The following is a 23,917-nucleotide window of genomic DNA, read 5'->3' as shown; positions in this document are numbered from 1 at the left end:
TTGCTCGGGTAAAACCGGGCGGCAAGCGCCGCCCAAAGGCTTAGTGCTGGTGGACGGCGTCGTTATGCGCCGCACGCTCGGCGCCGCCGAGGATGTTGAACAAAAGATTGAGGATCAGCGCGCTGACCGTCGCCATGGCGATGCCGCTATGGGTGATCGGCTCCATCCACTGTGGCATTTGCGCGAAGAACTCCGGACGGACCACCGGAATCAGGCCCATGCCTACGCTGACGGCGACCAGCAACTGGTTACGGCGATCGGCGATGTCCGCTTCCTGGAGGATCTTGATCCCGGTGGCTGCGACCATGCCGAACATGGCAATCGACGCCCCGCCCAGCACTGCAGGCGGAATTGATGCGATCAGGAAGGCAGCCTTAGGCAGCAGGCTGAGCAGAATCAGGAAGCCCCCGGCAACGACGGTGACGTAACGGCAACGCACGCCGGTCATTTGCACCAGACCGATGTTCTGGGCGAAGGAGGAGTGGGTAAAGGTGTTGAAAAAGCCAGCGACGAAGGAGGCACCGGCATCGCACATCAGGCCGCGGCGCAACATGCCAGGGGTGACCTCACGGTCGGTAACCTTGCCCAGTGCCAGGAACATGCCGGTGGACTCGACGAAGATGATGACCACGACAAGACACATGGACAGAATCGGCGCGAGGCTGAAGGTCGGCATGCCGAAGTGCAGCGGCGTCACGACTTGTACCCAAGGTGCTTCGTTGAGACCGGAGAGATCGACCATGCCGATCGATCCAGCCAGTATGTAGCCCAGGCCCATGCCGATGAGCACCGAGACATTGACCCAGAAGCCGCGCATGAAACGATTGACCAGAAGGATGGTGATCAACACCAGCGCGGCCACGAGCAAGTAGATAGGGGAGCCGAAGGTTTCCGCTTCAGCGCCGCCACCGGCCCAATTGACCGCTACCGGAAACAGCGAAAGACCAATCGAGGTGATGACCGTGCCGGTCACCAGCGGCGGGAAGAAGCGCACCACTTTGGACATGAACGGGGCGATCAGCATGCCGAAGAAGCCGGCGGCAATGGTTGCACCAAAGATGCCTTGCAGGCCGACACCGGGCATACCGGCCATGGCTACCATGCTGCCGACTGCAGCAAAACTTGCGCCCATCATCACCGGCATACGAATGCCGACTGCGCCAATGCCGAACGACTGGACGATGGTGGCGACACCAGCGACCAGCAGGTCGGCATTGATCAGGAAAGCGACTTCTTCACGAGAAAGGCCGGCGGCCTGGCCGATGATCAGCGGTACGGCAATCGCACCCCCGTACATCAGCAAGACATGTTGTAGACCCACCAGGAACAGTTGGAACATTGGTAGTGGCTGTCGTGGGGGCGCAACAGGAATGTACGCCTTGCGTGACTCGGACATGCAACACCTCGGTTTTGTTTTTATTCTTTAGAGCTGCAAGCTCAAGCGCCAGGCTTCGAGTAGAAGCAGGAATACGCGCCTGGCTTGCAGTTTGTAGCTTGTTGCTTGGAACCTGTTGCTTAGTTCGTTGGTGCACCCTTGGCGATCCACGCGCCAATCAGTTCACGTTCCTGCTGGGTCATCTGTGTGATGTTGCCCAGGGGCATGATCTGGGTGGCGACAGCCTGTGCCTGAATGCGCGCAGCTTGTTGCTGGATCTGCTGCGGGGTGTCGAGCATTACCCCGGCAGGCGCAGCGCTGAACAGTGGGCTGGTCGGCTTGGCCGAATGGCACACGGCGCAACGTTCCTGGATCACGCTGTGGATCTTGTTGAACCCGGCATCGTCGAGTTTGGCAACGTTAGCAGCGGGGGCTTCGACAGGCGCAGCAGCCTGGGCAGGCTCGGCGGCTTTCTCAGCAGCTTTTTCGGCAGCGGTCTTGCCACCCAATGCGGTTTCCGGCAGTGGTTGGTACTCGACTTTGGCGGCGGCCTGCTCAGGTGCGGTTGGCATTGGCGCAGGGCCAGTGACGTAAGCCAGGCAGATCATCGACAGGGCACCGACCGGCAGGGTCCATGCATACTTGTTGCTGTCGTGACGGGTGTTGAAGTAATGACGAACCAAGACTGCAGCCACTGCGATACCAGCGAGGATCAACCAGTTGTACTGGCTGCCGTAGGTGCTCGGAAAGTGGTTGCTGATCATGATGAACAGCACCGGCAGGGTGAAGTAGTTGTTGTGGCGCGAACGCAACAGGCCCTTGGCTGGAAGCAGCGGGTCAGGCGTCTGGTTGGCTTCGATAGCGGCTACCAGTTGGCGCTGGGCCGGCATGATGATGCGGAACACGTTACCGACCATGATGGTGCCGATGATCGCGCCGGTGTGCAGGTAAGCACCGCGGCCGCTGAACACTTGGCTGAAACCGTAGCAGGCAGCGATAACCAGCACGAACAGCACCAGGCCGAGAAGGCCAGGACGCTTGCCCAGTGGCGAGTCGCACAGGAAGTCGTAGATGAACCAGCCTGCGATCAGCGAGCCAACACCAATAGCGATACCTTCAGCACCGCTCAGAGAGCTACCTGGGGCCAGCAGGTACAGAGTTGGGTTCCAGTAGAACACCAGGCACAGCAGGGCAATACCCGACATCCAGGTGAAGTAGGCTTCCCATTTGAACCAGTGCAGGTTCTCCGGCATTTTCGGCGGAGCCAGCTTGTATTTCTCCAGGTGGTAGATCCCGCCACCGTGAATCGCCCAGAGATCGCCAGATAGACCATCGCGCGGGTTGGCGCGGTTGAGGTTGTTTTCCAGCCATACGAAATAGAACGACGCGCCAATCCATGCCACGCCAGTGATCATGTGAACCCAACGCACGCTCAGGTTCAGCCATTCCAACAGATGTGCTTCCACAGTCTTTACCTCTACCCTGGCACCCTGTAGCCGGGTGCTCGGGCCTTCTCTTATTGGTGGGGGGCGAGGATCAGTTGCTCATCCTCATTGAAGAAATGCTCATCGCAGTTATTGCCAGTGCCACTGCGATCAACCACCAGGAAGTCATCCCGCTTTTCGATCGTCAGCACCGGATGGTGCCAGACGCCGCGATGGTAATTGATGCCCTGCCTTCCATTGCTGATGAAGGCGCGGACAAGACCTGATACAGGTGCATCGCCAACGGGCGCGACCACGATCAGAAAGGGGTTGCCGAGCAGCGGAATAAATGCCTGGCTGCCCAGCGGATGGCGCTCCAGCATGCGAACGGTCAGCGGCATGTCCTGCGCGTCGGCGCGGAAGATGCTGATGATCGCGTTGTCCTCGGGCTGGGCGGTTTCAACCGTTGCCAGCTTGTGGAAGCGCATGGTCGAACCGTTGTTGATCATGAAGTGGTCGCTGCCGTCGGTTTCGATCACGTCACCGAAAGGGGCGAAGGCTTCTTTGGTCAATGGCTCAATCACTAAAGTGCGCATGCGGATTCTCTTTATTCTGTGTTGTGGAGGGTAAGGCCGGGCCTTCCCTTAAAGTTGCAGCAGGCGGAACAAGGCAATCAGGTTGATCTGCGCCAGGGCTTCCTTGAACTCGGCCTCGACCGAGTTGTGGATGCGTTTCTCGAAAGAGGCGAGGATCTGGTGCCGATTGCTGCCTTTTACCGCCATGATGAACGGAAACTTGAATTTCTCTTTGTAGGCATCGTTGAGCGTGGTGAAACGCTCGAATTCTTCGGCGTTGCACTGATGGATACCGGCGCCGGCTTGCTCGTTGGTGCTCGACTCGGTCAGTTCACCCTGGATTGCGGCTTTGCCGGCGAGGTCCGGGTGAGCGTTGATCAGTGCCAGTTGAGCGGCGTGGTCGGCGCTCAAGAGGATGTCGCTCATGCGCTGGTGCAGCGCTTCGATCTGATCGATTTCCTGCAATTGGCCCAAGTCGTAGGCTTTCTCGGCTACCCACGGCGAGTGCTCGTAAATATCGGCAAAGGCTTCAACGAACGCACTGCGCTCAAGGGATGAAGGCTTGAGGGTTTTAAAAGCGGTCATTAGGCGTTCTCGGCTTTGTAGGGGTGGGTGGCATGCCAGTGACGGGCGATGTCCACGCGCCGGGTGAACCATACTTGCTCATGGCTCTTGGCGTATTCGATGAAGCGCTTGAGTGCAGCCAGACGGGCAGGACGACCGATCAGGCGGCAATGCAGGCCGATGGAAAGCATCTTCGGTGCTTCGGCGCCTTCTTCGTACAGCACGTCGAATGCATCCTTGAGGTACTGGAAGAACTGTTCGCCACAATTGAAGCCCTGTACCTGGGTAAAGCGCATGTCATTGGTGTCGAGGGTGTACGGGATCACCAGGTGCGCCTTGCCGGTCGGGTTGTTGGGTTCCCAGTAAGGCAGGTCGTCGTCGTAGGTATCGCTGTCGTAGAGGAAACCGCCTTCTTCCATCACCAGGCGGCGAGTGTTCAGCCCGGTACGGCCGGTGTACCAGCCCAGTGGACGTTCGCCCGTCAGCTCGGTGAGGATGCGGATGGCTTCGAGCATATGCTCGCGCTCCTGCGCCTCGTCCATGTTCTGGTAGTCGATCCAGCGGTAGCCGTGGCTGCAGATCTCATGGCCGGCTTCGACCATGGCGCGGATTACATCCGGGTGACGCTGGGCGGCCATGGCCACGGCGAAGATGGTCAGCGGAACGCCGGTGTCCTTGAACAGCTTGAGCAGGCGCCATACGCCAGCACGGCTGCCATACTCGTACAGCGATTCCATGCTCATGTTGCGAGCACCCTGCAGAGGCTGGGCGGCGACCATTTCCGAGAGGAAGGCCTCCGATTCCTTGTCCCCGTGAAGAATGTTGCGTTCACCGCCTTCTTCGTAATTGAGCACGAAAGACAAAGCGATGCGGGCATTCCCCGGCCAGCGCGGATGTGGTGGGGTGTTGCCGTAACCGATCAGGTCGCGAGGATAATCAGCGCTCACTGCAGTCTTCCTTCTTATACGTGTAAACGGATGGCGTGGCGCCCGTAAAGGGTAATGCCCACGACGATGGATTGATTGTATACAACTTTGTTTGCGGTTTGTAAGCCTGTTTTTTTCAATTTCTCACTCTTTTCGACCCACAACGGCTTTGCAAGAAACCTGCCTGTTTGGTCAGTTAATGACGCGGACGTCGGCCAGTAGCGTGGTTTTGCGACTGATGGCGTATTTACAGGGGGTGGAGAGCGTGTCAGGAAAGAATACCGAATTATTGTGTACAATTTTACATTAAAATGTCTTAATAATCCGACAGCCGTACGCTGCCGAGCCTTCTGCCGGTGCCGTTCGGGTTTTTTTGCCCATAGATAGAACAGAGGCGCGCAAGCAATGGGACGTTTGACCACGCATGTACTGGATGCCGCTCATGGCTGCCCTGGCAGCTCGATCAAGGTCGAGCTGTACCGGGTTGAAGGCCAGCAGCTTGAGTTGGTGCACACCACCCTGACCAACAGCGATGGCCGTTGCGACGCGCCTCTGCTGCAGGGTGATGATTATCGCAGTGGCGTTTACCAACTGCAGTTCAATGCCGGCGACTACTACCGCGCCCGTGGCGTACAACTGCCGGAGCATGCCTTCCTGGACGTAGTGGTACTGCGCTTTGGCATCAGCGCCGAGCAGGATCACTACCACGTTCCGCTGTTGATCTCGCCGTACAGTTACTCGACCTATCGTGGAAGCTAGTTGGTCGCTAGAAGAATCTTCGTAGGTCCTTGCCCGCTCACACTGCGGGCTTTTTTTTGGTTGTTCACGGAATTCCGGGAACTACGCACCGGGGCCTGCTGGCGGGCGAGCACCGGAGTATGGCTCGTGTGTCGATGGGCATATCCGTTTGATGTGGTGGCACCACTGGCTGGTTTCGCCTTTACGGCGACCCACTTTTGTCGGGGTGTAAAGTGGGCAAAACCCCCTGTCCCTGCATTCGGCCCTACGCTGCGCTCCGGGTTCCCTCATTCCACCCTTGCTCCCGCGGGGACCGCGCCGAAGGGCCATCCATGGCCGTCGCCCCACTCCGCAAGGGTTCCATTCGGCCTGCTGAAGGGACGATTTGTGGCGTCTGCACGATTTGTGTAGGTAGAAGCACAGCAGCGGCAACAGCAACACCAACAACAGCGAGGTGCTGGTGTGCAGCTTTTGCTTTTGATCTGGCTCTTCGTACATCGCCAGCCCAGACACCCTGGATCGTCCCTTCAGTAGGCTGAGCGTAGGTATTGCGTAGTCGGGTGCAGGCCATGGATGGCCTGCGAGCACCGTAGGGCCAGGACGGCCCTTCGGTGCGGTCCCGACGGGAGCAATGCCGGAGCGAAGGGACCCGGAGCGCAGCGTAGGGCCGAATGCAGGGACACACGGTTTTGGTTCCTTTTGCCAAGACAAAAGGGACCCGCCGTAAGGGCGGAAGGGGCCAACAGCGGCGCCGCATTGAATGGATAAGCTCGCAGACTCAAATCCCAGCCCAGCCTAGACCAGCCCCAAGATCATGCCCCCGGGACTCCGTGAAGAACCAATAAAAAGCCCCACCCGAAGGTGAGGCTCTGTGTGGCAATTGCGCTACTTACAGGAATACAAACTTGGCAATGAAGATCGCGGTCAACACCCACAGGCTCGCCGAGATTTCGCTGAAGCGACCTGTACCTGCCTTGAGCACCACGTAGGTGATGAAGCCCAGAGCAATACCGTCGGCAACCGAGAAGGTCAGCGGCATCATGATCGCGGTGACGATCGCCGGGATGCTGTCGGTGGCTTCATCCCAATTGATGTGGGCCATGCTGCCCATCATCAGCATGGCCACATAGATGAGGGCACCTGCAGTAGCGTAAGCGGGGATCATGCCGGCCAGCGGCGCGAAGAACATTGCGGCAATGAAGAACAAGCCAACTACAACTGCAGTGAGACCGGTTCGTCCACCTGCGGCTACACCGGCAGCACTTTCCACATAGCTGGTGACGGGCGGTACACCCACCACGGCGCCGAATACGCTCGAAGCACTATCAGCCTTCAAGGCCCGCGAAAGGTTTTCGATGCGCCCGTCAGCTTTCACCAGATTGGCCCGTTGCGCTACACCCATCAGAGTGCCGGCGGTATCGAACATGTGCACGAAGAGAAACGCGAACACTACGGCAATCATGCTGACGTTGAATACGCCTGCCACATCCATTGCCATCCAGGTCGGCGCCAGGCTCGGTGGCAGTGAGAACACACCGCCATATTCGACCAGGCCCAGGCCCCAGCCCGCCAGGGTGACGCTGATGATGCTGATCAGGATCGCACCGAACACGCGGTGGTAGCTAAGCACCGCGATCATCAGAAAGCAGATTGCCGCCAGCAGCGGGCCAGGTTCATGCAGGGAGCCAAGCTTGATCAGGGTGGCAGGGCTGTCGACGACAATCCCGGCAGTTTTAAGACCGATCAGTCCGAGGAACAATCCGACGCCGGCACCCATTGCATGACGCAAACTGACGGGAATGCTGTTGAGCAGCCACTCACGTACGCGCGACAGCGTCAGCAGCATGAACAGCACCCCGGAGACAAACACTGCGCCCAGCGCGGCTTCCCAGGTGTAGCCCATGGTGCCAACCACGGTATAGGTAAAGAAGGCGTTGAGCCCCATGCCTGGCGCCAGACCCACCGGCCAGTTGGCATAAAGGCCCATCAACAGGCAGCCGAGGGCGGCGGCAATACAAGTTGCGACGAATGCAGCTCCATGATCTATGCCGGCGTCGGCCATGATGTTGGGGTTGACGAAAATGATGTAGGCCATGGTGATGAAGGTGGTCAACCCGGCGATCATTTCGGTTTTGACGGTAGTGCCGTGTAGCTTGAGTTTGAAAATCCGCTCCAGCCAACTCGTTTCGAGTGGTGGGGCAAGATCCAGCGTAGGGGCTTCGGATTTGCGGCTTTCCACAGCATGTACTCCTCAAGTCTTTTCTTGTTTTTCAGAGCCAGTCCTGCGCACGCACTGGGGAGCTCTGTGAGGCGGATGGGATGGCAGGCTACCGGACTTTTGTTGACTTCTGGGTCAGGAAGTTGCACGCATGGATTATGCGTTTGTATACAAAGAATGCAAATAATGTTTTCGTTGCTGTGCGCAAATAATTTGCGTGCGTAGCTATAAAGCCCATCCCCCCTGCAGAAATCGCTGCGGCTGTGTACAATGTGCCCATACCTTAATCGTTTAATTTTCTTATCAAGACTTGCCTTCGCCCCACTGGCTGGTATTACAGTCAGGGTCCGACCGGCCGATCCCTGTGCTCGAGTGCCCATGAACGAACAGCTGCAACCTCTCAAGAAACCAGTGCGTACCGGCAAGGCTGGACGCAGCGGAACCCAGGACGACATCGTCTACGCGCATATTTTCGAGGCCATTCTCGAGCAGCGATTGGCGCCGGGTACCAAGTTGAGCGAGGAAGCGCTGGGCGAGATCTTTGGCGTCAGTCGCACTATCATTCGTCGTGCGCTGTCGCGTCTGGCTCACGAAAGCGTGGTGCTGCTGCGACCTAACCGCGGCGCGGTGGTGGCCAGCCCTACAGTTGAAGAGGCGCGCCAGGTGTTCTTCTCTCGGCGTATGGTCGAGCGGGCGATCACCGAGCTTGCGGTCGAGCATGCCACTGGCGAGCAATTGAACGAATTGCGCCAGATGGTGCGCGATGAGCGCGACAGTTTTTCCCGTGGCGACCGTGGCGCCGGCATTCGCCTGTCTGGCGAGTTCCACCTGAAACTCGCCGAAGCCGCTGGCAATGCACCCTTGATCAGCTTCCAGCGCAGCCTGGTGTCGCAAACTTCCCTGATCATCGCCCAGTACGAAAGCGGCAACCGCTCGCACTGCTCCTACGATGAACACATGCAACTGATCGATGCTATCGAAGCCCGTGATGTCAACCAGGCGGTTAGCCTGATGATGCACCACATGGATCACATCGACAGCAAGCTCAACCTCGACGAAGACAGTGCCTCGGATGACCTGCATGCGGTGTTCTCGCATTTGCTGCAGACCAAGAAGCGCGGTAGTCCTGCACCAGTGAAGGGCTGAGACATTTCTTGGGGCTGCAACGCAGCCCCATTGGATACTGGCACTTCATCCAACCTCTGCTAGATTCTCAGCTGATCCACCCCGCAAACCTTCATCAAGCAGTTGGGCTTGCGCGCATTGCGTGAAACGTCAACGACTTGAGGATAGGCACATGTCATCACCTCTGGGTACACGTATGGGTGCTGAGTTGGTCGGCACGTTCTGGTTGGTGTTGGGCGGTTGTGGGAGTGCGGTGCTGGCGGCGTCTTTACCCGCCGGAATCGGGCTTGTCGGTGTGGCCATGGCCTTTGGTCTCACCGTTCTGACCATGGCGTTCGCTATTGGTCATATCTCCGGATGTCATCTCAATCCGGCCGTGTCGCTCGGTCTGGTAGTGGGTGGGCGATTCCCGGCCAAGGAGCTGCTGCCTTACGTTGTCGCACAGGTGGCTGGGGCGATCATTGCCGCAGGCGTGATCTATTTCATCGCCAGTGGCAAGGCCGGGTTCGATATTGCTTCCGGGCTGGCCTCCAATGGCTATGCCGAGCATTCCCCGGCGGGTTATTCGCTGGCGGCAGGCTTTGCCAGTGAAGTCGTGATGACCGCGATGTTCATCCTGATCATCATGGGCGCTACCGACCGTCGTGCACCTGCTGGTTTTGCCCCGATTGCCATCGGCCTGGCTCTGACCCTTATTCACCTGATTTCGATTCCGGTGACCAATACCTCGGTCAACCCCGCGCGCAGTACAGGCCCGGCGCTGTTTGTCGGTGGTTGGGCGTTGCAGCAGTTGTGGCTGTTTTGGGTGGCGCCGCTGATCGGAGCAGTGATCGGCGGCGCGTTGTACAAGGGGCTTTTCGAGGGGCTTAGCGCTGATGAACGCAGCGGCCGGCAGCAAAGGTCTGCTTGACGGTCCGGTCATCGCCCAGGGTCATCAGCACGAACAGCGTCTCGTCGATGCTGTTCGACTGCTGGATGCGGTAGTCCATCAGTGGTGTGGCCTTGTAGTCCAGCACCACGAAGTCGGCGTCATTGCCGGGCTTGAGGTTGCCGATACGATCGTCGAGATACAGTGCCTGGGCGCCGCCCAGGGTGGCGAGGTACAGCGACTTGAACGGACTCAGTCGTGCGCCTTGTAGCTGCATGACCTTGTACGCTTCGTTGAGCGTATTGAGCAGCGAGAAGCTGGTGCCTGCCCCCACGTCGGTACCCAGGCCCACCTTGACTTTGAACTTCTCGGCTTGCGGCAGGTTGAACAGGCCGCTGCCGAGAAACAGGTTGGAGGTGGGGCAGAAGGCGACCGCCGAACCGGTTTCGGCCAGACGCTGGCATTCCTCGTCGCACAGGTGCACACCGTGGGCGAACACGGAGCGTTTGCCGAGCAGTTTGAAGTGATCGTAGACGTCCAGGTAGCCCTTGCGCTCTGGAAACAATGCTTTTACCCAGTCGATTTCCTTGAGGTTTTCGCTCAAGTGGGTGTGCATATACAGGTCTGGAAATTCACTCAGCAGTTGGCCGGCCAGGGCCAGTTGCTCCGGGGTGCTGGTCGGTGCGAAACGTGGCGTGACCGCATAATGCAGGCGAGCCTTGCCGTGCCAACGTTCGATCAATGCCTTGCTTTGGGTATAGCCCGATTCGGCGGTGTCGGTCAGGTAGTCCGGGGCATTGCGATCCATCATCACCTTGCCGGCGATCATGCGTAGATCCAGGCGCTCGGCTTCTTCAAAGAAGGCGTTGACCGATTCAGGGTGCACGCTGCCAAACACCAGGGCAGTGGTGGTGCCGTTGCGCAGCAGTTCTTCGACGAAGATTTTCGCCACCTTATCGGCATGCGCCTTGTCGGCAAACTGCTTTTCGCAGGGGAAGGTGTAGGTGTTGAGCCAATCCAGCAGTTGCTCGCCGTAGGAGCCGATCATGCCGGTCTGCGGAAAGTGAATATGGGTGTCGATAAAGCCAGGGGTGATCAGCGCATCCTGATAATGCTGCACTTCGATGTCGGCTGGCAGGGTCGGCAGCAAATCGCTGGCGTGGCCTAGGGCGCTGACCTTGCCGTTGTCGACCAACAGCAGGCCATCTTCGAAATACTCGTAAGACGCTTCGATGCCTACCTCGGCAGGGTCGGCGACACTGTGCAAAATGGCGGCACGGTAAGCTTTGCGGGTTGCGCTCATAGGGCTCTCGTCATATGGCTTGGCTGCGCCGAGAGGGCGGCAGCAATTGGGCAATGGGGCCGGCGTTGACAGCAGTATCGTGCTGGCCAAAGCTGGCGTTGTAGGTGGCGATGATTTCCGCGGCGATGGAGACAGCGATCTCGATCGGTAGCTTACCTTTGACCTCGGCCAAGCCCATCGGGCAGCGCATGCGTTGCATGCGCTCCTCGGTAAAGCCGCGGTCTCGCAGGCGGTGTTCGAACTTGACCCGTTTGGTTTTCGAGCCAATCAAACCGAACCAACTGAAATCATTGCGCTTGAGGATTGCAGCGGTCAGTTCCAGGTCCAGTTGGTGGTTGTGGGTCATGACGATGCAATAACTGCCCGCGGGCAGGTCGTCGACTTCATCGACCGGCTCTTCGCTGACAATCTTGCTGACCCCGGCTGGAATATTTTCGGGAAATTCCTGCTCGCGCGAATCGATCCAGCGCACCCGGCAGGGCAGCGCGGCGAGCAAGGGTACCAGAGCGCGGCCGACATGACCTGCACCGAACACGGCGATTTGTGCCTGCACCTGGCCCATCGGTTCAAACAGCAACACGGTGGCGCCGCCGCAGCACTGGCCCAGGCTGGCACCGAGGCTGAAACGTTCAAGATGTGGCGATTCGCGACGCTCGGCGAGCATTTCGCGGGCGATCTTCATCGCCTTGTACTCAAGGTGTCCGCCGCCAATGGTATCGAACAGTTGCTCGGCGCTGACCACCATCTTCGAACCGGCATTGCGCGGTGTAGAACCGCGCTCTTCGATGATGGTCACCAGCACGCAGGCTTCGCCACGGGCTTGCAGGTCGGCGAGGGCATTGATCCAAATGTGCATAGCTGATTTGCCTCGTTGATCGCGGGGCAATTGAGCTCCCACAAGGTGGGAGCTCAATTGCCCGTGATATCACCTTACGGTGTGACGGTCTCGACCTCGGTAGCCGGCTGCTGCGCCGCCACCACCTTGCGCATCTGCTCGCAACCCCACAGCACCCGCTCAGGTGTAGCCGGGGCGTCGACCTTCGGCTGCACACGGTAGTCGGCAAGGCTGGCCACGGCGTCCTTGATCGCGCACCAGGCAGCGATCCCCAGCATGAACGGCGGTTCGCCGACAGCCTTGGAATGGAAAACGGTGTCTTCCGGGTTTTTGCGGTTCTCCACCAGCTTGACCCGCAGGTCTATTGGCATGTCGGCCACCGCCGGGATCTTGTAGCTGGCCGGGCCGTTGGTCATCAACTTGCCCTTGGCGTTCCATACCAGTTCTTCGGTGGTCAGCCAGCCCATGCCCTGAATAAAGCCACCTTCGACCTGGCCAATGTCGATGGCCGGGTTAAGCGAGGCGCCGACATCGTGGAGGATGTCGGTGCGCAGCATCTTGTATTCGCCAGTCAGGGTGTCGACGATCACTTCGGCACACGCGGCGCCGAACGCGAAGTAATAGAATGGGCGGCCGCGGGCCTGGCTGCGGTCGTAGAAAATCTTCGGGGTCTTGTAAAAACCTGTGCTGGACAACGATACCTGAGCGAAATAGGCCTGCTGTACCAGTGCTTCGAAGCTGAGAATTTCGTCACGCACGCGGACATGGCCATTGCGAAACTCGACGTCCTCTTCGCTGACCTTGTAGTGACGAGCGGCAAATTCAGTCAAGCGCTTCTTGAGGATTTCGGCAGCGTTCTGCGCCGCCTTGCCGTTCAGGTCAGCGCCGCTGGAGGCCGCGGTGGGGGAGGTGTTGGGCACTTTGTCAGTGTTGGTCGCGGTAATCTGGATGCGCTCGAAGTCGACCTGAAATACTTCGGCAACCACCTGGGCAACCTTGGTATTGAGGCCTTGGCCCATCTCGGTGCCGCCGTGGTTCAAGTGAATGCTGCCGTCGGTGTAGATGTGCACCAGTGCGCCGGCCTGGTTGAGAAAGCTGGCGGTGAACGAGATGCCGAATTTTACCGGTGTCAGCGCCAGGCCTTTTTTCAGGATTGGGCTGTTGGCATTGAAGCGGCGGATGGACTCGCGGCGCTGCTGGTAGTCGCTGCTGGCTTCCAGCTCCGCGGTGATTTCCTCGAGCATGTTGTGCTCGACGGTCTGGTAGTAGTGGGTGACGTTGCGATCGGTCTTGCCGTAGTAGTTGGCCTTGCGCACAGCCAGCGGATCAACGGCAAGATGGCGAGCGATATGATCCATCACCTCTTCGATGGCGACCATGCCTTGCGGACCGCCAAAGCCGCGATAGGCCGTGTTGGAGGCAGTATTGGTCTTGCAGCGGTGGCCATGGATAGTGGCATCGCCGAGATAGTAGGCGTTGTCGGAATGGAACATGGCGCGGTCGACGATCGAGGCCGACAGGTCAGGCGAGCAACCGCAGTTACCGGCCAGGTCGAAGTTGATCCCATGCAGGCGACCGCTGTCGTCAAAGCCGACGTCGTACTCGATGTAAAAAGGGTGACGCTTGCCGGTCATCAGCATGTCTTCGACCCGCGGCAGGCGCATCTTGGTTGGCTGGCCGGTCAGGCGAGCGATGACAGCACACAGGCAGGCCGGGCTTGCGGCCTGGGTTTCCTTGCCGCCAAAGCCGCCACCCATGCGGCGCATGTCGACGACGATCTTGTTCATCGACACGTCGAGGACTTCGGCAACCAGCTTCTGTACTTCGGTGGGGTTCTGAGTGGAGCAGTAAACGATCATCCCGCCGTCTTCGGTAGGCATCACCGAGGAAATCTGGGTTTCCAGATAGAAGTGTTCCTGACCGCCAATGTGCAAGGTGCCTTGCACGCGGTGCGGGGCGCTGGCCAGGGCGCTCACCGAGTCGCCGCGCTGATGGGTGTGGCTGTCGAGCACGAAGTGTTTCTTGCGCAGCGCTTCAACGACATCCAGCACCGGCTCCAGGTCTTCGTATTCGATGATGGCGGCCATTGCCGCACGACGTGCGGTATCCAGGTCGCGCGCGGCAACGGCAACCACCGGTTGCCCGACGAACTCCACCTTGTCGATAGCCAGCAGCGGATCACCGGGCAGCAACGGGCCGATGTCCTTAAGGCCGGGGATGTCATCATGAGTGATGGCAATACGCACACCCTCAAAGGCATAGCAGGGGCTGGTGTCGATACTCAGGACCCGAGCGTGGGCGCGATCGGACAAGCGCGCGTAGACGTGCAACTGGTTAGGGAACTCCAGGCGGTCGTCGATATACATTGCTTCGCCGGACACATGTTTGTCGGCGCTGTCATGCTTGAGGCTGCGACCGACACCGGTGGTCAGGTCCTGGCTGAACAGTTCGGCCATTTGCGCCTGGCTTTTGGCGACGTGATGGTTAGACATAAGCGGTCACCCGAGTCTCGATGTGCGGCGTTTGCAATTCGATGAAGTATTTGCGCAGCAGGTTCTGTGCGCTGAGCAGGCGATATTCCTTGCTGGCGCGGAAGTCCGACAGCGGGGTGAAGTCTTCAGCCAGGGCCTGGCAGGCGCGCTCGATGCTGGACGAGTTCCAGGCTTTGCCGATCAGTGCCGCCTCGCAGGCGCGGGCGCGCTTGGGGATAGCAGCCATGCCACCGAAGGCTATGCGCGCAGCTTCGACCACACCGTTTTCGATACGCAGATTGAACGCGGCGCAGACAGCAGAAATATCGTCATCCAGGCGCTTGGACACCTTGTAGGCACGGAACGTCCAGGCACTGCGGGCGCGCGGCACAATGATCTTCTCAATGAACTCGCTTTCCTGGCGTGCGGTGATGCGGTAGTCGATGAAATAGTCTTCCAGCGCCAGGGTGCGAGAGCTGTCGCCCTTGCGCAGGACAATTTGCGCATCGAGGGCAATCAACAGGGGCGGGGAGTCGCCAATCGGCGAAGCATTGCCAATATTGCCACCCAAGGTGCCCTGGTTGCGGATTTGCAGGGAGGCAAAGCGGTGCAGCAGTTCACCGAAGTCCGGGTACTCGCGACTCAACGCGTCATAACAATCGGTCAACGGGGTGGCAGCACCGATCTCCAGGTGCTCGTCGTAGCTGTCGATGCGTTTGAGTTCGGCGACGTTGCCAACATAGATCATCACCGGCAAGGTTTTGTGAAATTGCGTTACTTCCAGCGCCAGGTCGGTGCCGCCGGCGAGCAGGCGGGCCTCCGGATGCGATCCGTAGAGGTCGGCGAGATCGGCCACGGTCAGCGGCACCAGGCAGCGCTTGTCGCCACTGTTGAGCTCACCGGTTTCGCTTGGCGCAATGGCTTTGAGGCGAGCGATGGTCTGGCTTTGGTTGCTATCGAACTGGTCAGGCTTGGCCTGGCAGCAGGATTGCTCGGCCGCGGCGAGAATTGGGCGATAGCCAGTGCAGCGGCAAAGGTTGCCAGCCAGTGCTTCCTGGGCCTTGTGCAGGTCCGGTGCATCGCTGTTCTTTTGCAGGGCAAACAGCGACATGACAAAACCAGGCGTACAGAAGCCACACTGAGAACCGTGGCAATCGGCCATAGCCTGTTGCACGCTGTGCAACTGACCTTGGTGCTTGAGACCTTCGACGCTGATCAGTTGTTTACCGTGCAGGGACGAGACGAAAGTCAGGCACGAGTTCAGGCTGCGGTAGCGAATGAGTTCGCGGCCGCTGTCGTCTGCGGCCAATTCGCCTACTACCACGGTGCAGGCGCCGCAATCGCCGCTGGCGCAGCCTTCCTTGGTACCGGACTTGCCCAGGTGCTCGCGCAGGTATTGCAGCACCGTCAGGTTGGGATCCAGGGCATGCTCACTGCGCAGCTCCTGGTTAAGTAGAAACTGGATCACGGAAGGCCTCACACGCGGTTTATTGTTGTTGAGCGGACTGTAAGCAGACTTGATTTTTAGGTCAACAATTTTCTGACTTTTGGGTCAGGAAAAATCACGCAATGTTTCCGACCACCACAGGCGCTCCTTCTTTGAGCATAGTTGCTTGTGACGTTGGACAGTTTTTTGCTTCATTTATGCCAACTTCTCGCTGCAGGCCCCTGCGCGGCGCAGAGGCAAGTGCGCTACAATTGCGCCCTTTGCACTGTTCAATGATTTTGAAGGAAAACCATGACGTTCAAGGCTCCGGACAGCCTCTCCGAGCAAATTGCCCACTACCTCGCCGAGCGCATCATTCGCGGTGAGCTCAAGCCTGCCGAGCGTATTCAGGAGCAAAAGGTCACCCAGGCTTTGAACGTCAGTCGTGGTTCAGTGCGCGAAGCACTCCTGATCCTTGAGCGACGGCACCTGGTAACTATCCTGCCGCGCCGTGGTGCGCATGTGACCGAGCTCGATGAGCACGGGGTGCGCAGCCTGTGCAACCTCATGGGTGAACTCTACATTCTGCTCGGCAATGCAGTAGCGCAGAACTGGCAGGTAGAGCGCGACTTGCTGGCCTTTTTGAATATTCAGCAGCGCCTTACCGTTGCCTTGGAGCGTCAGGACATCAAGGTATTCGTTGAAGAAAGCTTTTCGGTCATGCGTGCTGCCTATCCGTTTGCCAACAACCCCTATCTGGAAGAAACCGTAGAGAACTTGCACCCGGCCATGAGCCGCGCCTATTACCTGGCGCTGGATCAGCGCAAGGCTGAGATGAACGACTTTCTTGCGTTGTTCGCCAGCCTGCTGGAAGCCGTCGTTGCGCGTGATCTGGTGCGCATTCGCACGGTGCTGACTGAATATTGCCAGCGCAGCTGCGAGCTGGTGCTGGCGGCATTGGCGTCTGCCTGAGCATGCGCCTCAAGTGCATTCGCCTGGCCGGGTTCAAGTCGTTCGTCGACCCCACCACAGTCAACTTCCCCAGTAACATGGCGGCGGTCGTCGGGCCCAACGGCTGCGGCAAATCCAACATCATCGATGCGGTGCGCTGGGTGATGGGCGAAAGTTCGGCAAAAAACCTGCGCGGCGAGTCGATGACCGACGTCATCTTCAACGGCTCCACCAGTCGCAAGCCAGTGAGCCAGGCCAGCATCGAGCTGGTGTTCGACAATTCCGACAGCACCTTGGTCGGGGAGTATGCCGCTTACGCGGAAATTTCCATTCGCCGCAAAGTGACCCGCGACGCACAGAACACTTACTACCTGAACGGTACCAAATGTCGGCGCCGCGATATCACTGATATCTTCCTCGGCACCGGTCTGGGTCCGCGAAGCTACTCGATCATCGAGCAGGGGATGATCTCCAAGCTGATCGAAGCCAAGCCGGAAGACTTGCGCAATTTCATTGAAGAAGCAGCAGGGATTTCCAAGTACAAAGAACGCCGGCGCGAGACCGAAAGCCGTATCCGTCGCACCCATGAAAACCTCGAGCGTCTGACTGACCTGCGTGAAGAGCTGGAGCGTCAGCTTGAACGCTTGCATCGCCAGGCCCAGGCCGCCGAGAAGTACAAAGAGTACAAAGCCGAGGAGCGCCAACTCAAAGCGCAACTGGCCGCCTTGCGCTGGCAGGCCCTGGATCAACAGGTTGCTCAACGCGAAGTGGTGATCGGTGATCAGGAAGTGGCGTTCGAAGCTTTGGTGGCTGAGCAGCGCAATGCCGATGCCAATATCGAGCGCTTGCGTGATGGCCATCATGAGTTGTCCGAACGCTTCGGCCAGGTGCAGGGGCGCTTTTATTCGGTGGGTGGCGATATCGCCCGCGTCGAGCAAAGTATCCAGCATGGCCAGCAACGTTTGCGTCAATTGCAGGATGACTTCAAGGAGGCCGAGCGTTCGCGCCTGGAGACCGAGTCGCACCTGGGCCATGACCAGACGTTGCTGGCGACCTTGGGCGAAGAGCTTCAAATGCTCGAGCCCGAGCAGGAAATGACGTTGGCCGCCGCTGAAGAGTCGGCGGCTACTTTGGAAGAAGCCGAAACCACCATGCACGGCTGGCAGGAGCAGTGGGATAGCTTCAACACCCGTTCCGCCGAGCCACGCCGACAAGCCGAAGTGCAGCAGGCTCGCATCCAGCAACTCGAGCAAGTTCTCGAACGCCTGGCTGAGCGCCAGCGCAAATTGGCAGAAGAGCGTGACGTGCTCAGCGCCGATCCCGAAGATGCCGCCATTCTCGAACTGGGCGAGCAAGTCGCTGCCAGCGAGTTGGTGCTGGAAGACCTGCAACTGCAAGAGCAGCAGGTGATCGAGCAGTCTGAAACCTTACGTGAGCATCTGCAGCAGGCCACCCAGGCACAGCAGCAGGCGCAGGGCGAGTTGCAGCGCCTGGGCGGGCGACTGGCCTCGCTGGAAGCCTTGCAGCAAGCTGCGTTAGACCCTGACGCCGGAACCGCACAATGGTTGCGTGAGCAAGGCCTGGAACAGCGCCCGCGTCTGGCCGAGGGGCTGCGTGTAGCGCCGGGCTGGGAGCTGGCAGTAGAAACTGTGCTGGGCGCCGATTTGCAGGCTGTGTTGGTCGATGACTTCAGTGGCCTTGATCTGGCAGCGTTCCGTCAGGGCGATCTGCGTTTGCTTGAAGCGAGCACCGACACTGCGCGCGCACCGGGCAGTTTGCTCGACAAGGTTGAAGGGCGGATCGATCTGGCACCCTGGCTGGGGCAGGTGTTGCCGGTGGAAAGCCTGGAGCAGGCCCTGGCTCGGCGCGGTAGCTTGAAAGACGGCCAGAGCCTGGTCAGCCGCGACGGCTATTGGCTTGGGCGTCACTTTTTGCGGGTCTGCCGCGCCAGTGATGCCCAGGGTGGTGTGCTGGCCCGGGGGCAAGAGCTGGAGCGATTGGCACTTGAGCGTCTGGAACGGGAGGCGGCGCTGGAATTGCTGGATGTGCAACTTCAGAACCAGCGTGAACAACTGCAAGCACTTGAAGAGCGTCGCGAGCAGTTGCGGCGTAACACTCAGGGCGAAGCGCGTCAGCAGAGCGATCTCAATGCGCGCCTTAGCGCCGTAAAGGCGCGGGCCGAGCAGTTGAGCCTGCGGCGCCTGCGACTGGAAGAAGAACTCGCGGAAGTGCTCGAACAGCGAGCATTGGAAGGCGAAAACCTCGGTGAGTCGCGCTTGCAACTGCAGGATGCCCTGGAGCTGATGGCCCAGGACACCGAGCAGCGAGAGCTGCTCATGGCCCAGCGTGACAGCCTGCGCGAGCGTCTCGACCGGGTGCGCCAGGAGGCTCGCCAGCACAAGGATCACGCCCACCAGTTAGCCGTGCGCTTAGGGTCATTGCGAACCCAATACGACTCTACTCGTCAGGCCCTGGAGCGCCTGGAGCAGCAGTCGGAGCGCCTGGCGCAAAAGCGCGAGCAGCTCAGCTTGAATCTTGAGGAGGGCGAAGCGCCTCTGGAGGAATTGCGCCTCAAGCTCGAGGAACTGCTGGAAAAACGCATGAGCGTGGATGACGAAATGCGTTTGGCGCGCTTGCACATGGATGAGGCCGACCGTGAGCTGCGCGACGTGGAAAAGCGTCGAACCCAGGCCGAGCAGCAAGCGCAATTACTACGCGGTCAGTTGGAGCAGCACCGGCTTGAGTGGCAGGGCTTGAACGTACGGCGCAACACGCTTCAGGAACAGCTGCAGAGCGATGGTTATGACCTGCAAGGGGTGCTTGCGACCTTGAACGAAGCGGCTAGCGAACAAGAGGCCGAGCAGGAGTTGGAGCGCATCGATGCGCGCATCCAGCGTTTGGGTGCGATCAACCTGGCGGCCATTGATGAGTATCAGCAGCAGTCAGAGCGCAAGCGCTACCTCGATGCCCAGAATGATGACCTGGTCGAGGCTCTGGATACCCTGGAAAACGTTATTCGCAAGATCGACAAAGAAACCCGTAACCGCTTCAAAGATACCTTTGATCAGATAAATGCCGGATTACAGGCACTTTTCCCAAAAGTTTTCGGTGGTGGCAGCGCTTATCTGGAACTGACGGGCGAAGATCTACTCGATACAGGGGTGACAATTATGGCGCGGCCACCGGGCAAGAAGAACAGCACCATTCACCTGCTCTCCGGCGGGGAGAAAGCGCTGACTGCCCTGGCCCTGGTTTTTGCCATTTTCAAATTGAATCCGGCACCGTTCTGCATGCTCGATGAAGTCGATGCACCGCTGGACGATGCCAACGTCGGACGCTATGCCCGACTGGTCAAGGAAATGAGTGAGACGGTGCAGTTCATCTATATCACCCACAACAAGATCGCCATGGAGATGGCGGACCAGTTGATGGGGGTTACCATGCACGAGCCGGGTTGCTCTCGTCTCGTAGCTGTGGATGTGGAGGAGGCGATGGCTATGGTCGACGCCTGATTCGAGGCGATAAGGCCTGAACCTGAGGTAAATGGCCCTGTCAGTTGCGACAGACGGTGTAAAGTTATCTTTGGTCGTGCTAGCTTAATGTCACTTATTTTTTGCGTGGGTAAAACGCCTGTCAGAACATAGAGTTGGCGCCACGTTTTAAAGGGGTTTAAACCCTTTATTTTTCAGCATTTTTTACAGAGGCACAGGATTACATGGAAATCGGTCTGCGCGAGTGGCTGATCGTCATCGGCATAATTGTCATTGCCGGTATTCTTTTTGACGGCTGGCGCCGTATGCGCGGCGGCAAGGGCAAGCTGAAATTTCGCCTGGATCGCAGCTTTTCCAATGCGCCGGATGACGACAGCAGCGCCGAGGTAATCGGCTCGCCACGGGTATTGGACACCCATCAGGAGCCTGAGCTGGATGAGCACGACTTGCCGTCGATGAGTGCGGGGCGCGAGCGTGACACCAGCAGCAAGCCTAAAGCCTCCAAGCGCAAGCGTGGCAACGAACCACATCAGGGCGACCTGAACCTGGCGGCTGAGCCGCGTGAGCGCGAGCCGGATCTGTTCGCTAGCGTCGACGATGACTTTCCCGATGAAACTCGCAGTACCGGGACTGCCTTTGGCAGCAGTGAAGCGCGCGATCTGCCACCGGTTGAAGAGGTGCTGGTGATCAGTGTGATCTCTCGTGATGAAGGCGGCTTCAAAGGTCCGGCACTGCTGCAGAACATCCTGGAAAGCGGTTTGCGTTTCGGTGAAATGGATATTTTCCACCGTCACGAAAGCATGGCCGGTAATGGTGAAGTCCTGTTCTCGATGGCCAACGCCGTTAAGCCAGGCGTGTTCGACCTGGATGACATCGACCATTTCAGCACCCGCGCGGTAAGCTTTTTCCTGGGGCTGCCAGGCCCGCGTCATCCCAAGCAAGCCTTCGATGTCATGGTGGCTGCGGCGCGTAAGCTGGCCCACGAGCTCAATGGCGAGCTTAAAGATGATCAGCGCAGTGTAATGACTGCCCAGACCATCGAGCATTACCGTCAGCGCATTGTCGAGTTCGAGCGTCGCGCCCTGACCCAGAAACGCTAAGGCATCGCAGGGCAAGCCCACTCCTGTAGGTGGGAGCGGGCTTGCCCCGTGATAAGGCCCCGAAGGCCCGCCCCGAACACGCAAGAGCAGCCCAGGCTGCTCTTTTGCTTTGCAAGAGAATATGAAAATGACCGCCGAATCCCGAATCCTTGAACTGCGTGCCGAGCTCGACCAGCACAACCATCGCTACTATGTGCTTGATGAGCCCAGCGTTCCGGACGCCGAGTACGACCGTCTGTTCAATGAACTCAAGGCACTGGAGGCCGAGCACCCTGAGCTGGTAACGCCTGACTCGCCGACTCAGCGGGTCGGCGGTGCGGCATTGTCGGCATTCAGTCAGGTGCGCCACGAAGTACCGATGCTCAGCCTGGGCAACGCCTTCGAGGAGAACGACCTGCGTGAGTTCGACCGGCGCGTGGTCGAGGGTCTGGACCTGCCAGCAGGCGACCTGTTCGGTGATGCAGCGGCAGTGGACTACAGCTGTGAGCCCAAACTCGATGGCCTGGCTGTCAGTCTGCTGTATCGCGACGGGCAACTGGTGCAGGGCGCCACCCGAGGTGATGGCACCACGGGCGAAGACATCAGCGTCAATGTTCGTACCGTGCGCAACATTCCCCTGAAGCTACAAGGCGAGGGCTGGCCTGCCGTGCTGGAAGTGCGCGGTGAGGTGTACATGTCCAAGGCCGGGTTCGAGCGCCTGAACCTGGCGCAGATCGAGGCGGGCGCCAAAACCTTCGCCAACCCGCGCAACGCCGCGGCGGGCAGTTTGCGCCAGTTGGATTCGAAGATCACCGCCAGCCGCCCGCTGGAATTCTGCTGCTATGGCTTGGGCCAGGTTTCGGCGCCACTTGCTGATACGCACATCGGTACCCTCGAGCAGCTCAAGGCCTGGGGCTTGCCGATCAGTCGCGAGCTGCGGCATGCCGCAGGCGTGGCCGAGTGCTTGGCGTACTACCGCGATATCGGTGCGCGTCGTAACGACCTGCCTTACGAGATCGATGGCGTCGTGTTCAAGGTCAACAGCCTGGCTTCCCAGCGCGAGTTGGGTTTTCGTGCCCGCGAACCGCGTTGGGCCATTGCCCACAAGTTCCCGGCAATGGAAGAGCTGACTGAAGTGCTGGATGTTGAATTCCAGGTAGGTCGCACCGGCGCGGTAACTCCGGTAGCTCGGCTGAAACCAGTGAAGGTGGCTGGGGTTACGGTCTCCAACGCGACATTGCACAACATGGACGAAGTGGCGCGCCTGGGCCTGATGATCGGCGACACGGTTATCATTCGCCGCGCGGGCGACGTGATCCCGCAGGTCATGCAGGTTGTGACCGATCGACGTCCGGACCATGCGCGTCCCGTGCACATACCCACGCAGTGCCCGGTATGTGGTTCGCAGGTTGAGCGCACCCAACTGATCAAACGCAGCAAAGGCAAGGAAACCGTCAGTGAGGGTGCGGTGTACCGTTGTGTGGGCCGCCTGGCCTGTGCCGCGCAACTCAAGCAGGCGATCATTCACTACGTTTCGCGACGGGCCATGGATATTGAGGGTCTTGGCGAAAAAAGCGTCGAACAACTGGTGGATGAAGGCCTGATTCGTTCTCCGGCAGACCTCTATCAGCTGACGTTCGAGCAGATTGTCGACCTGGAAGGATTTGCCGAACTGTCGAGCAAGAATCTGCTGGCAGCCATAGCCGCCAGCAAACAGCCTGGCCTGGCACGCTTCATCTATGCCCTCGGCATTCCTGATGTAGGCGAAGAGACAGCCAAGGTGCTAGCGCGCTCTCTGGGCTCGTTGCAGCGGGTTATGGCGGCATTGCCGCAGGTACTCACTTACTTGCCGGATATTGGCCTGGAAGTGGCGCATGAGATTCACAGCTTCTTTGAAGACGAGCACAACCGCACCGTCATTGCGCAATTGCTTGAGCGTGGACTGCAATTGCAGGATGAAGGCGAGTTGGCGGCGGAGTTCGCTGCAAGCACTACCCTGGCCGGCTTGATCGCCAAACTGGATATTCCTTCGGTAGGGCCGACGGGCGCCGAGAAGCTGGTGGCCAAGCTCGACAGCCTGGAGAAGATCATCGCTGCCGACGGTATCGACTTACGTCAGGCATTGGCTGCCAAGCAGGCGGACGCAGTGCGCAATTATTTCCAGGTGCCGGCAAACGCGGCGCTGGCCTTGGCCATCGAAGCGCAGTTGCGTGACTTTGGCATGCATTGGACGAGTGAGAAAAAGGTTGCTGCCGGCTTGCCGCTGGCTGGTCAGACCTGGGTGTTGACTGGCTCGCTGGAGCGCATGAGCCGCGATATTGCCAAGGACAAGCTCGAAAGCCTGGGTGCCAAGGTGGCCGGTTCGGTGTCGGCCAAGACTCACTGTGTGGTCGCTGGGCCCGGTGCCGGCTCCAAGTTGGCCAAGGCCAACGAGCTGGGTCTGAAGGTGTTGGATGAAGATGCATTCGTGACCTTCCTGACCGAGCAGGGAATTGCTGTGTAAGCGTAGAAACTCGTGGCGGTACCTGTGGTCTAGTCCTGGGAGTAG

Annotated in this window: 17 protein-coding genes; 7 read left to right on the top strand and 10 right to left on the bottom strand. The window is 59.1% G+C overall.

Features of this window, described 5'->3' with window-relative positions; all coding sequences use genetic code 11:
* Positions 1 to 40: 40 nt before the first annotated feature.
* The 5 genes from D3Z90_RS18890 to puuE all read right to left on the bottom strand — a co-directional run bounded on the left by D3Z90_RS18890 (position 41) and on the right by puuE (position 4,885).
* Positions 41 to 1,396, bottom strand: a complete 1,356-nt coding sequence (locus D3Z90_RS18890; RefSeq protein WP_136477456.1) for a nucleobase:cation symporter-2 family protein — start codon at positions 1,394 to 1,396, stop codon at positions 41 to 43.
* A gap of 119 nt (positions 1,397 to 1,515) precedes the next feature.
* The gene (locus D3Z90_RS18885) at positions 1,516 to 2,841 is read right to left on the bottom strand and encodes a urate hydroxylase PuuD (RefSeq protein WP_136477455.1); all 1,326 of its coding nucleotides are present in this window, start codon (positions 2,839 to 2,841) and stop codon (positions 1,516 to 1,518) included.
* Between the two features lie 50 nt (positions 2,842 to 2,891).
* Positions 2,892 to 3,395 carry an ureidoglycolate lyase gene (locus D3Z90_RS18880; protein ID WP_136477454.1) on the bottom strand — a complete coding sequence of 168 codons (504 nt, stop codon included), beginning with the start codon at positions 3,393 to 3,395 and terminating at the stop codon, positions 2,892 to 2,894.
* Between the two features lie 48 nt (positions 3,396 to 3,443).
* Positions 3,444 to 3,959 (bottom strand): 2-oxo-4-hydroxy-4-carboxy-5-ureidoimidazoline decarboxylase, encoded by a 516-nt coding sequence (gene uraD, locus D3Z90_RS18875; protein WP_136477453.1) that lies wholly within the window; start codon positions 3,957 to 3,959, stop codon positions 3,444 to 3,446.
* Positions 3,959 to 4,885 (bottom strand): allantoinase PuuE, encoded by a 927-nt coding sequence (gene puuE, locus D3Z90_RS18870; RefSeq protein WP_136477452.1) that lies wholly within the window; start codon positions 4,883 to 4,885, stop codon positions 3,959 to 3,961. The genes uraD and puuE overlap by 1 nt, the downstream gene beginning before the upstream one ends.
* Positions 4,886 to 5,269: 384 nt before the next feature.
* On the opposite strand from puuE, the gene uraH reads away from it, so the two are divergent.
* Positions 5,270 to 5,623, top strand: coding sequence for a hydroxyisourate hydrolase (gene uraH, locus D3Z90_RS18865; protein ID WP_038613230.1), 354 nt, complete (start codon positions 5,270 to 5,272; stop codon positions 5,621 to 5,623).
* 868 nt (positions 5,624 to 6,491) lie between these two features.
* Here the strand turns inward: uraH and D3Z90_RS18860 are convergent.
* Positions 6,492 to 7,841, bottom strand: coding sequence for an NCS2 family permease (locus D3Z90_RS18860; RefSeq protein ID WP_136477451.1), 1,350 nt, complete (start codon positions 7,839 to 7,841; stop codon positions 6,492 to 6,494).
* 357 nt (positions 7,842 to 8,198) lie between these two features.
* On the opposite strand from D3Z90_RS18860, the gene D3Z90_RS18855 reads away from it, so the two are divergent.
* Together D3Z90_RS18855 and aqpZ are read left to right on the top strand one after the other, a co-directional pair.
* Positions 8,199 to 8,966, top strand: coding sequence for a GntR family transcriptional regulator (locus tag D3Z90_RS18855; RefSeq protein ID WP_136477450.1), 768 nt, complete (start codon positions 8,199 to 8,201; stop codon positions 8,964 to 8,966).
* Between the two features lie 151 nt (positions 8,967 to 9,117).
* Complete coding sequence (aqpZ, locus tag D3Z90_RS18850; protein ID WP_136477449.1) at positions 9,118 to 9,855, top strand: aquaporin Z; 738 nt, start codon at positions 9,118 to 9,120, stop codon at positions 9,853 to 9,855.
* Here the strand turns inward: aqpZ and guaD are convergent.
* The 4 genes from guaD to xdhA all read right to left on the bottom strand — a co-directional run bounded on the left by guaD (position 9,812) and on the right by xdhA (position 15,890).
* Positions 9,812 to 11,116 (bottom strand): guanine deaminase, encoded by a 1,305-nt coding sequence (guaD, locus tag D3Z90_RS18845; protein ID WP_136477448.1) that lies wholly within the window; start codon positions 11,114 to 11,116, stop codon positions 9,812 to 9,814. The two genes, aqpZ and guaD, sit on opposite strands and share 44 nt — an antisense overlap.
* 10 nt (positions 11,117 to 11,126) lie before the next feature.
* The gene (gene xdhC / locus D3Z90_RS18840) at positions 11,127 to 11,972 is read right to left on the bottom strand and encodes a xanthine dehydrogenase accessory protein XdhC (RefSeq protein ID WP_136477447.1); all 846 of its coding nucleotides are present in this window, start codon (positions 11,970 to 11,972) and stop codon (positions 11,127 to 11,129) included.
* A gap of 74 nt (positions 11,973 to 12,046) precedes the next feature.
* On the bottom strand, positions 12,047 to 14,443 hold the full coding sequence (gene xdhB, locus D3Z90_RS18835) for a xanthine dehydrogenase molybdopterin binding subunit (RefSeq protein WP_136477446.1): 2,397 nt from the start codon (positions 14,441 to 14,443) through the stop codon (positions 12,047 to 12,049).
* On the bottom strand, positions 14,436 to 15,890 hold the full coding sequence (gene xdhA, locus D3Z90_RS18830) for a xanthine dehydrogenase small subunit (RefSeq protein WP_136477445.1): 1,455 nt from the start codon (positions 15,888 to 15,890) through the stop codon (positions 14,436 to 14,438). Before xdhA ends, xdhB begins: the two co-directional genes overlap by 8 nt.
* Positions 15,891 to 16,160: 270 nt before the next feature.
* Between xdhA and D3Z90_RS18825 the strand changes: the two genes are divergently transcribed.
* The 4 genes from D3Z90_RS18825 to ligA all read left to right on the top strand — a co-directional run bounded on the left by D3Z90_RS18825 (position 16,161) and on the right by ligA (position 23,872).
* Complete coding sequence (locus tag D3Z90_RS18825; protein WP_136477444.1) at positions 16,161 to 16,820, top strand: GntR family transcriptional regulator; 660 nt, start codon at positions 16,161 to 16,163, stop codon at positions 16,818 to 16,820.
* A 2-nt stretch (positions 16,821 to 16,822) separates the two neighbouring features.
* Positions 16,823 to 20,311 carry a chromosome segregation protein SMC gene (smc, locus tag D3Z90_RS18820; protein ID WP_136477443.1) on the top strand — a complete coding sequence of 1,163 codons (3,489 nt, stop codon included), beginning with the start codon at positions 16,823 to 16,825 and terminating at the stop codon, positions 20,309 to 20,311.
* 203 nt (positions 20,312 to 20,514) lie between these two features.
* Positions 20,515 to 21,390: a cell division protein ZipA gene (zipA, locus tag D3Z90_RS18815; RefSeq protein WP_136477442.1), complete on the top strand. Its 876-nt coding sequence runs from the start codon at positions 20,515 to 20,517 to the stop codon at positions 21,388 to 21,390.
* A 127-nt stretch (positions 21,391 to 21,517) separates the two neighbouring features.
* Positions 21,518 to 23,872, top strand: a complete 2,355-nt coding sequence (ligA, locus tag D3Z90_RS18810; protein ID WP_136477441.1) for an NAD-dependent DNA ligase LigA — start codon at positions 21,518 to 21,520, stop codon at positions 23,870 to 23,872.
* The last annotated feature ends 45 nt before the right edge of the window (positions 23,873 to 23,917 follow it).

This window comes from Pseudomonas sp. DG56-2 (genome assembly GCF_004803755.1).
Lineage (GTDB): Bacteria > Pseudomonadota > Gammaproteobacteria > Pseudomonadales > Pseudomonadaceae > Aquipseudomonas > Aquipseudomonas auratipiscis.
This window is presented reverse-complemented; position numbering and strand designations above follow the sequence as displayed.

What these genes read in the sequence shown, in the direction of transcription:
- zipA (WP_136477442.1), top strand. Translation starts at nt 20,515, where the DNA reads ATGGAAATCGGTCTGCGCGAGTGGCTGATCGTCATCGGCATAATTGTC.
- aqpZ (WP_136477449.1), top strand. Translation starts at nt 9,118, where the DNA reads ATGTCATCACCTCTGGGTACACGTATGGGTGCTGAGTTGGTCGGCACG.
- D3Z90_RS18890 (WP_136477456.1), bottom strand. Translation starts at nt 1,396, where the DNA reads ATGTCCGAGTCACGCAAGGCGTACATTCCTGTTGCGCCCCCACGACAG.
- D3Z90_RS18825 (WP_136477444.1), top strand. Translation starts at nt 16,161, where the DNA reads ATGACGTTCAAGGCTCCGGACAGCCTCTCCGAGCAAATTGCCCACTAC.
- D3Z90_RS18880 (WP_136477454.1), bottom strand. Translation starts at nt 3,395, where the DNA reads ATGCGCACTTTAGTGATTGAGCCATTGACCAAAGAAGCCTTCGCCCCT.
- uraH (WP_038613230.1), top strand. Translation starts at nt 5,270, where the DNA reads ATGGGACGTTTGACCACGCATGTACTGGATGCCGCTCATGGCTGCCCT.
- uraD (WP_136477453.1), bottom strand. Translation starts at nt 3,959, where the DNA reads ATGACCGCTTTTAAAACCCTCAAGCCTTCATCCCTTGAGCGCAGTGCG.
- xdhC (WP_136477447.1), bottom strand. Translation starts at nt 11,972, where the DNA reads ATGCACATTTGGATCAATGCCCTCGCCGACCTGCAAGCCCGTGGCGAA.
- ligA (WP_136477441.1), top strand. Translation starts at nt 21,518, where the DNA reads ATGACCGCCGAATCCCGAATCCTTGAACTGCGTGCCGAGCTCGACCAG.
- smc (WP_136477443.1), top strand. Translation starts at nt 16,823, where the DNA reads ATGCGCCTCAAGTGCATTCGCCTGGCCGGGTTCAAGTCGTTCGTCGAC.
- guaD (WP_136477448.1), bottom strand. Translation starts at nt 11,116, where the DNA reads ATGAGCGCAACCCGCAAAGCTTACCGTGCCGCCATTTTGCACAGTGTC.
- xdhB (WP_136477446.1), bottom strand. Translation starts at nt 14,443, where the DNA reads ATGTCTAACCATCACGTCGCCAAAAGCCAGGCGCAAATGGCCGAACTG.
- D3Z90_RS18855 (WP_136477450.1), top strand. Translation starts at nt 8,199, where the DNA reads ATGAACGAACAGCTGCAACCTCTCAAGAAACCAGTGCGTACCGGCAAG.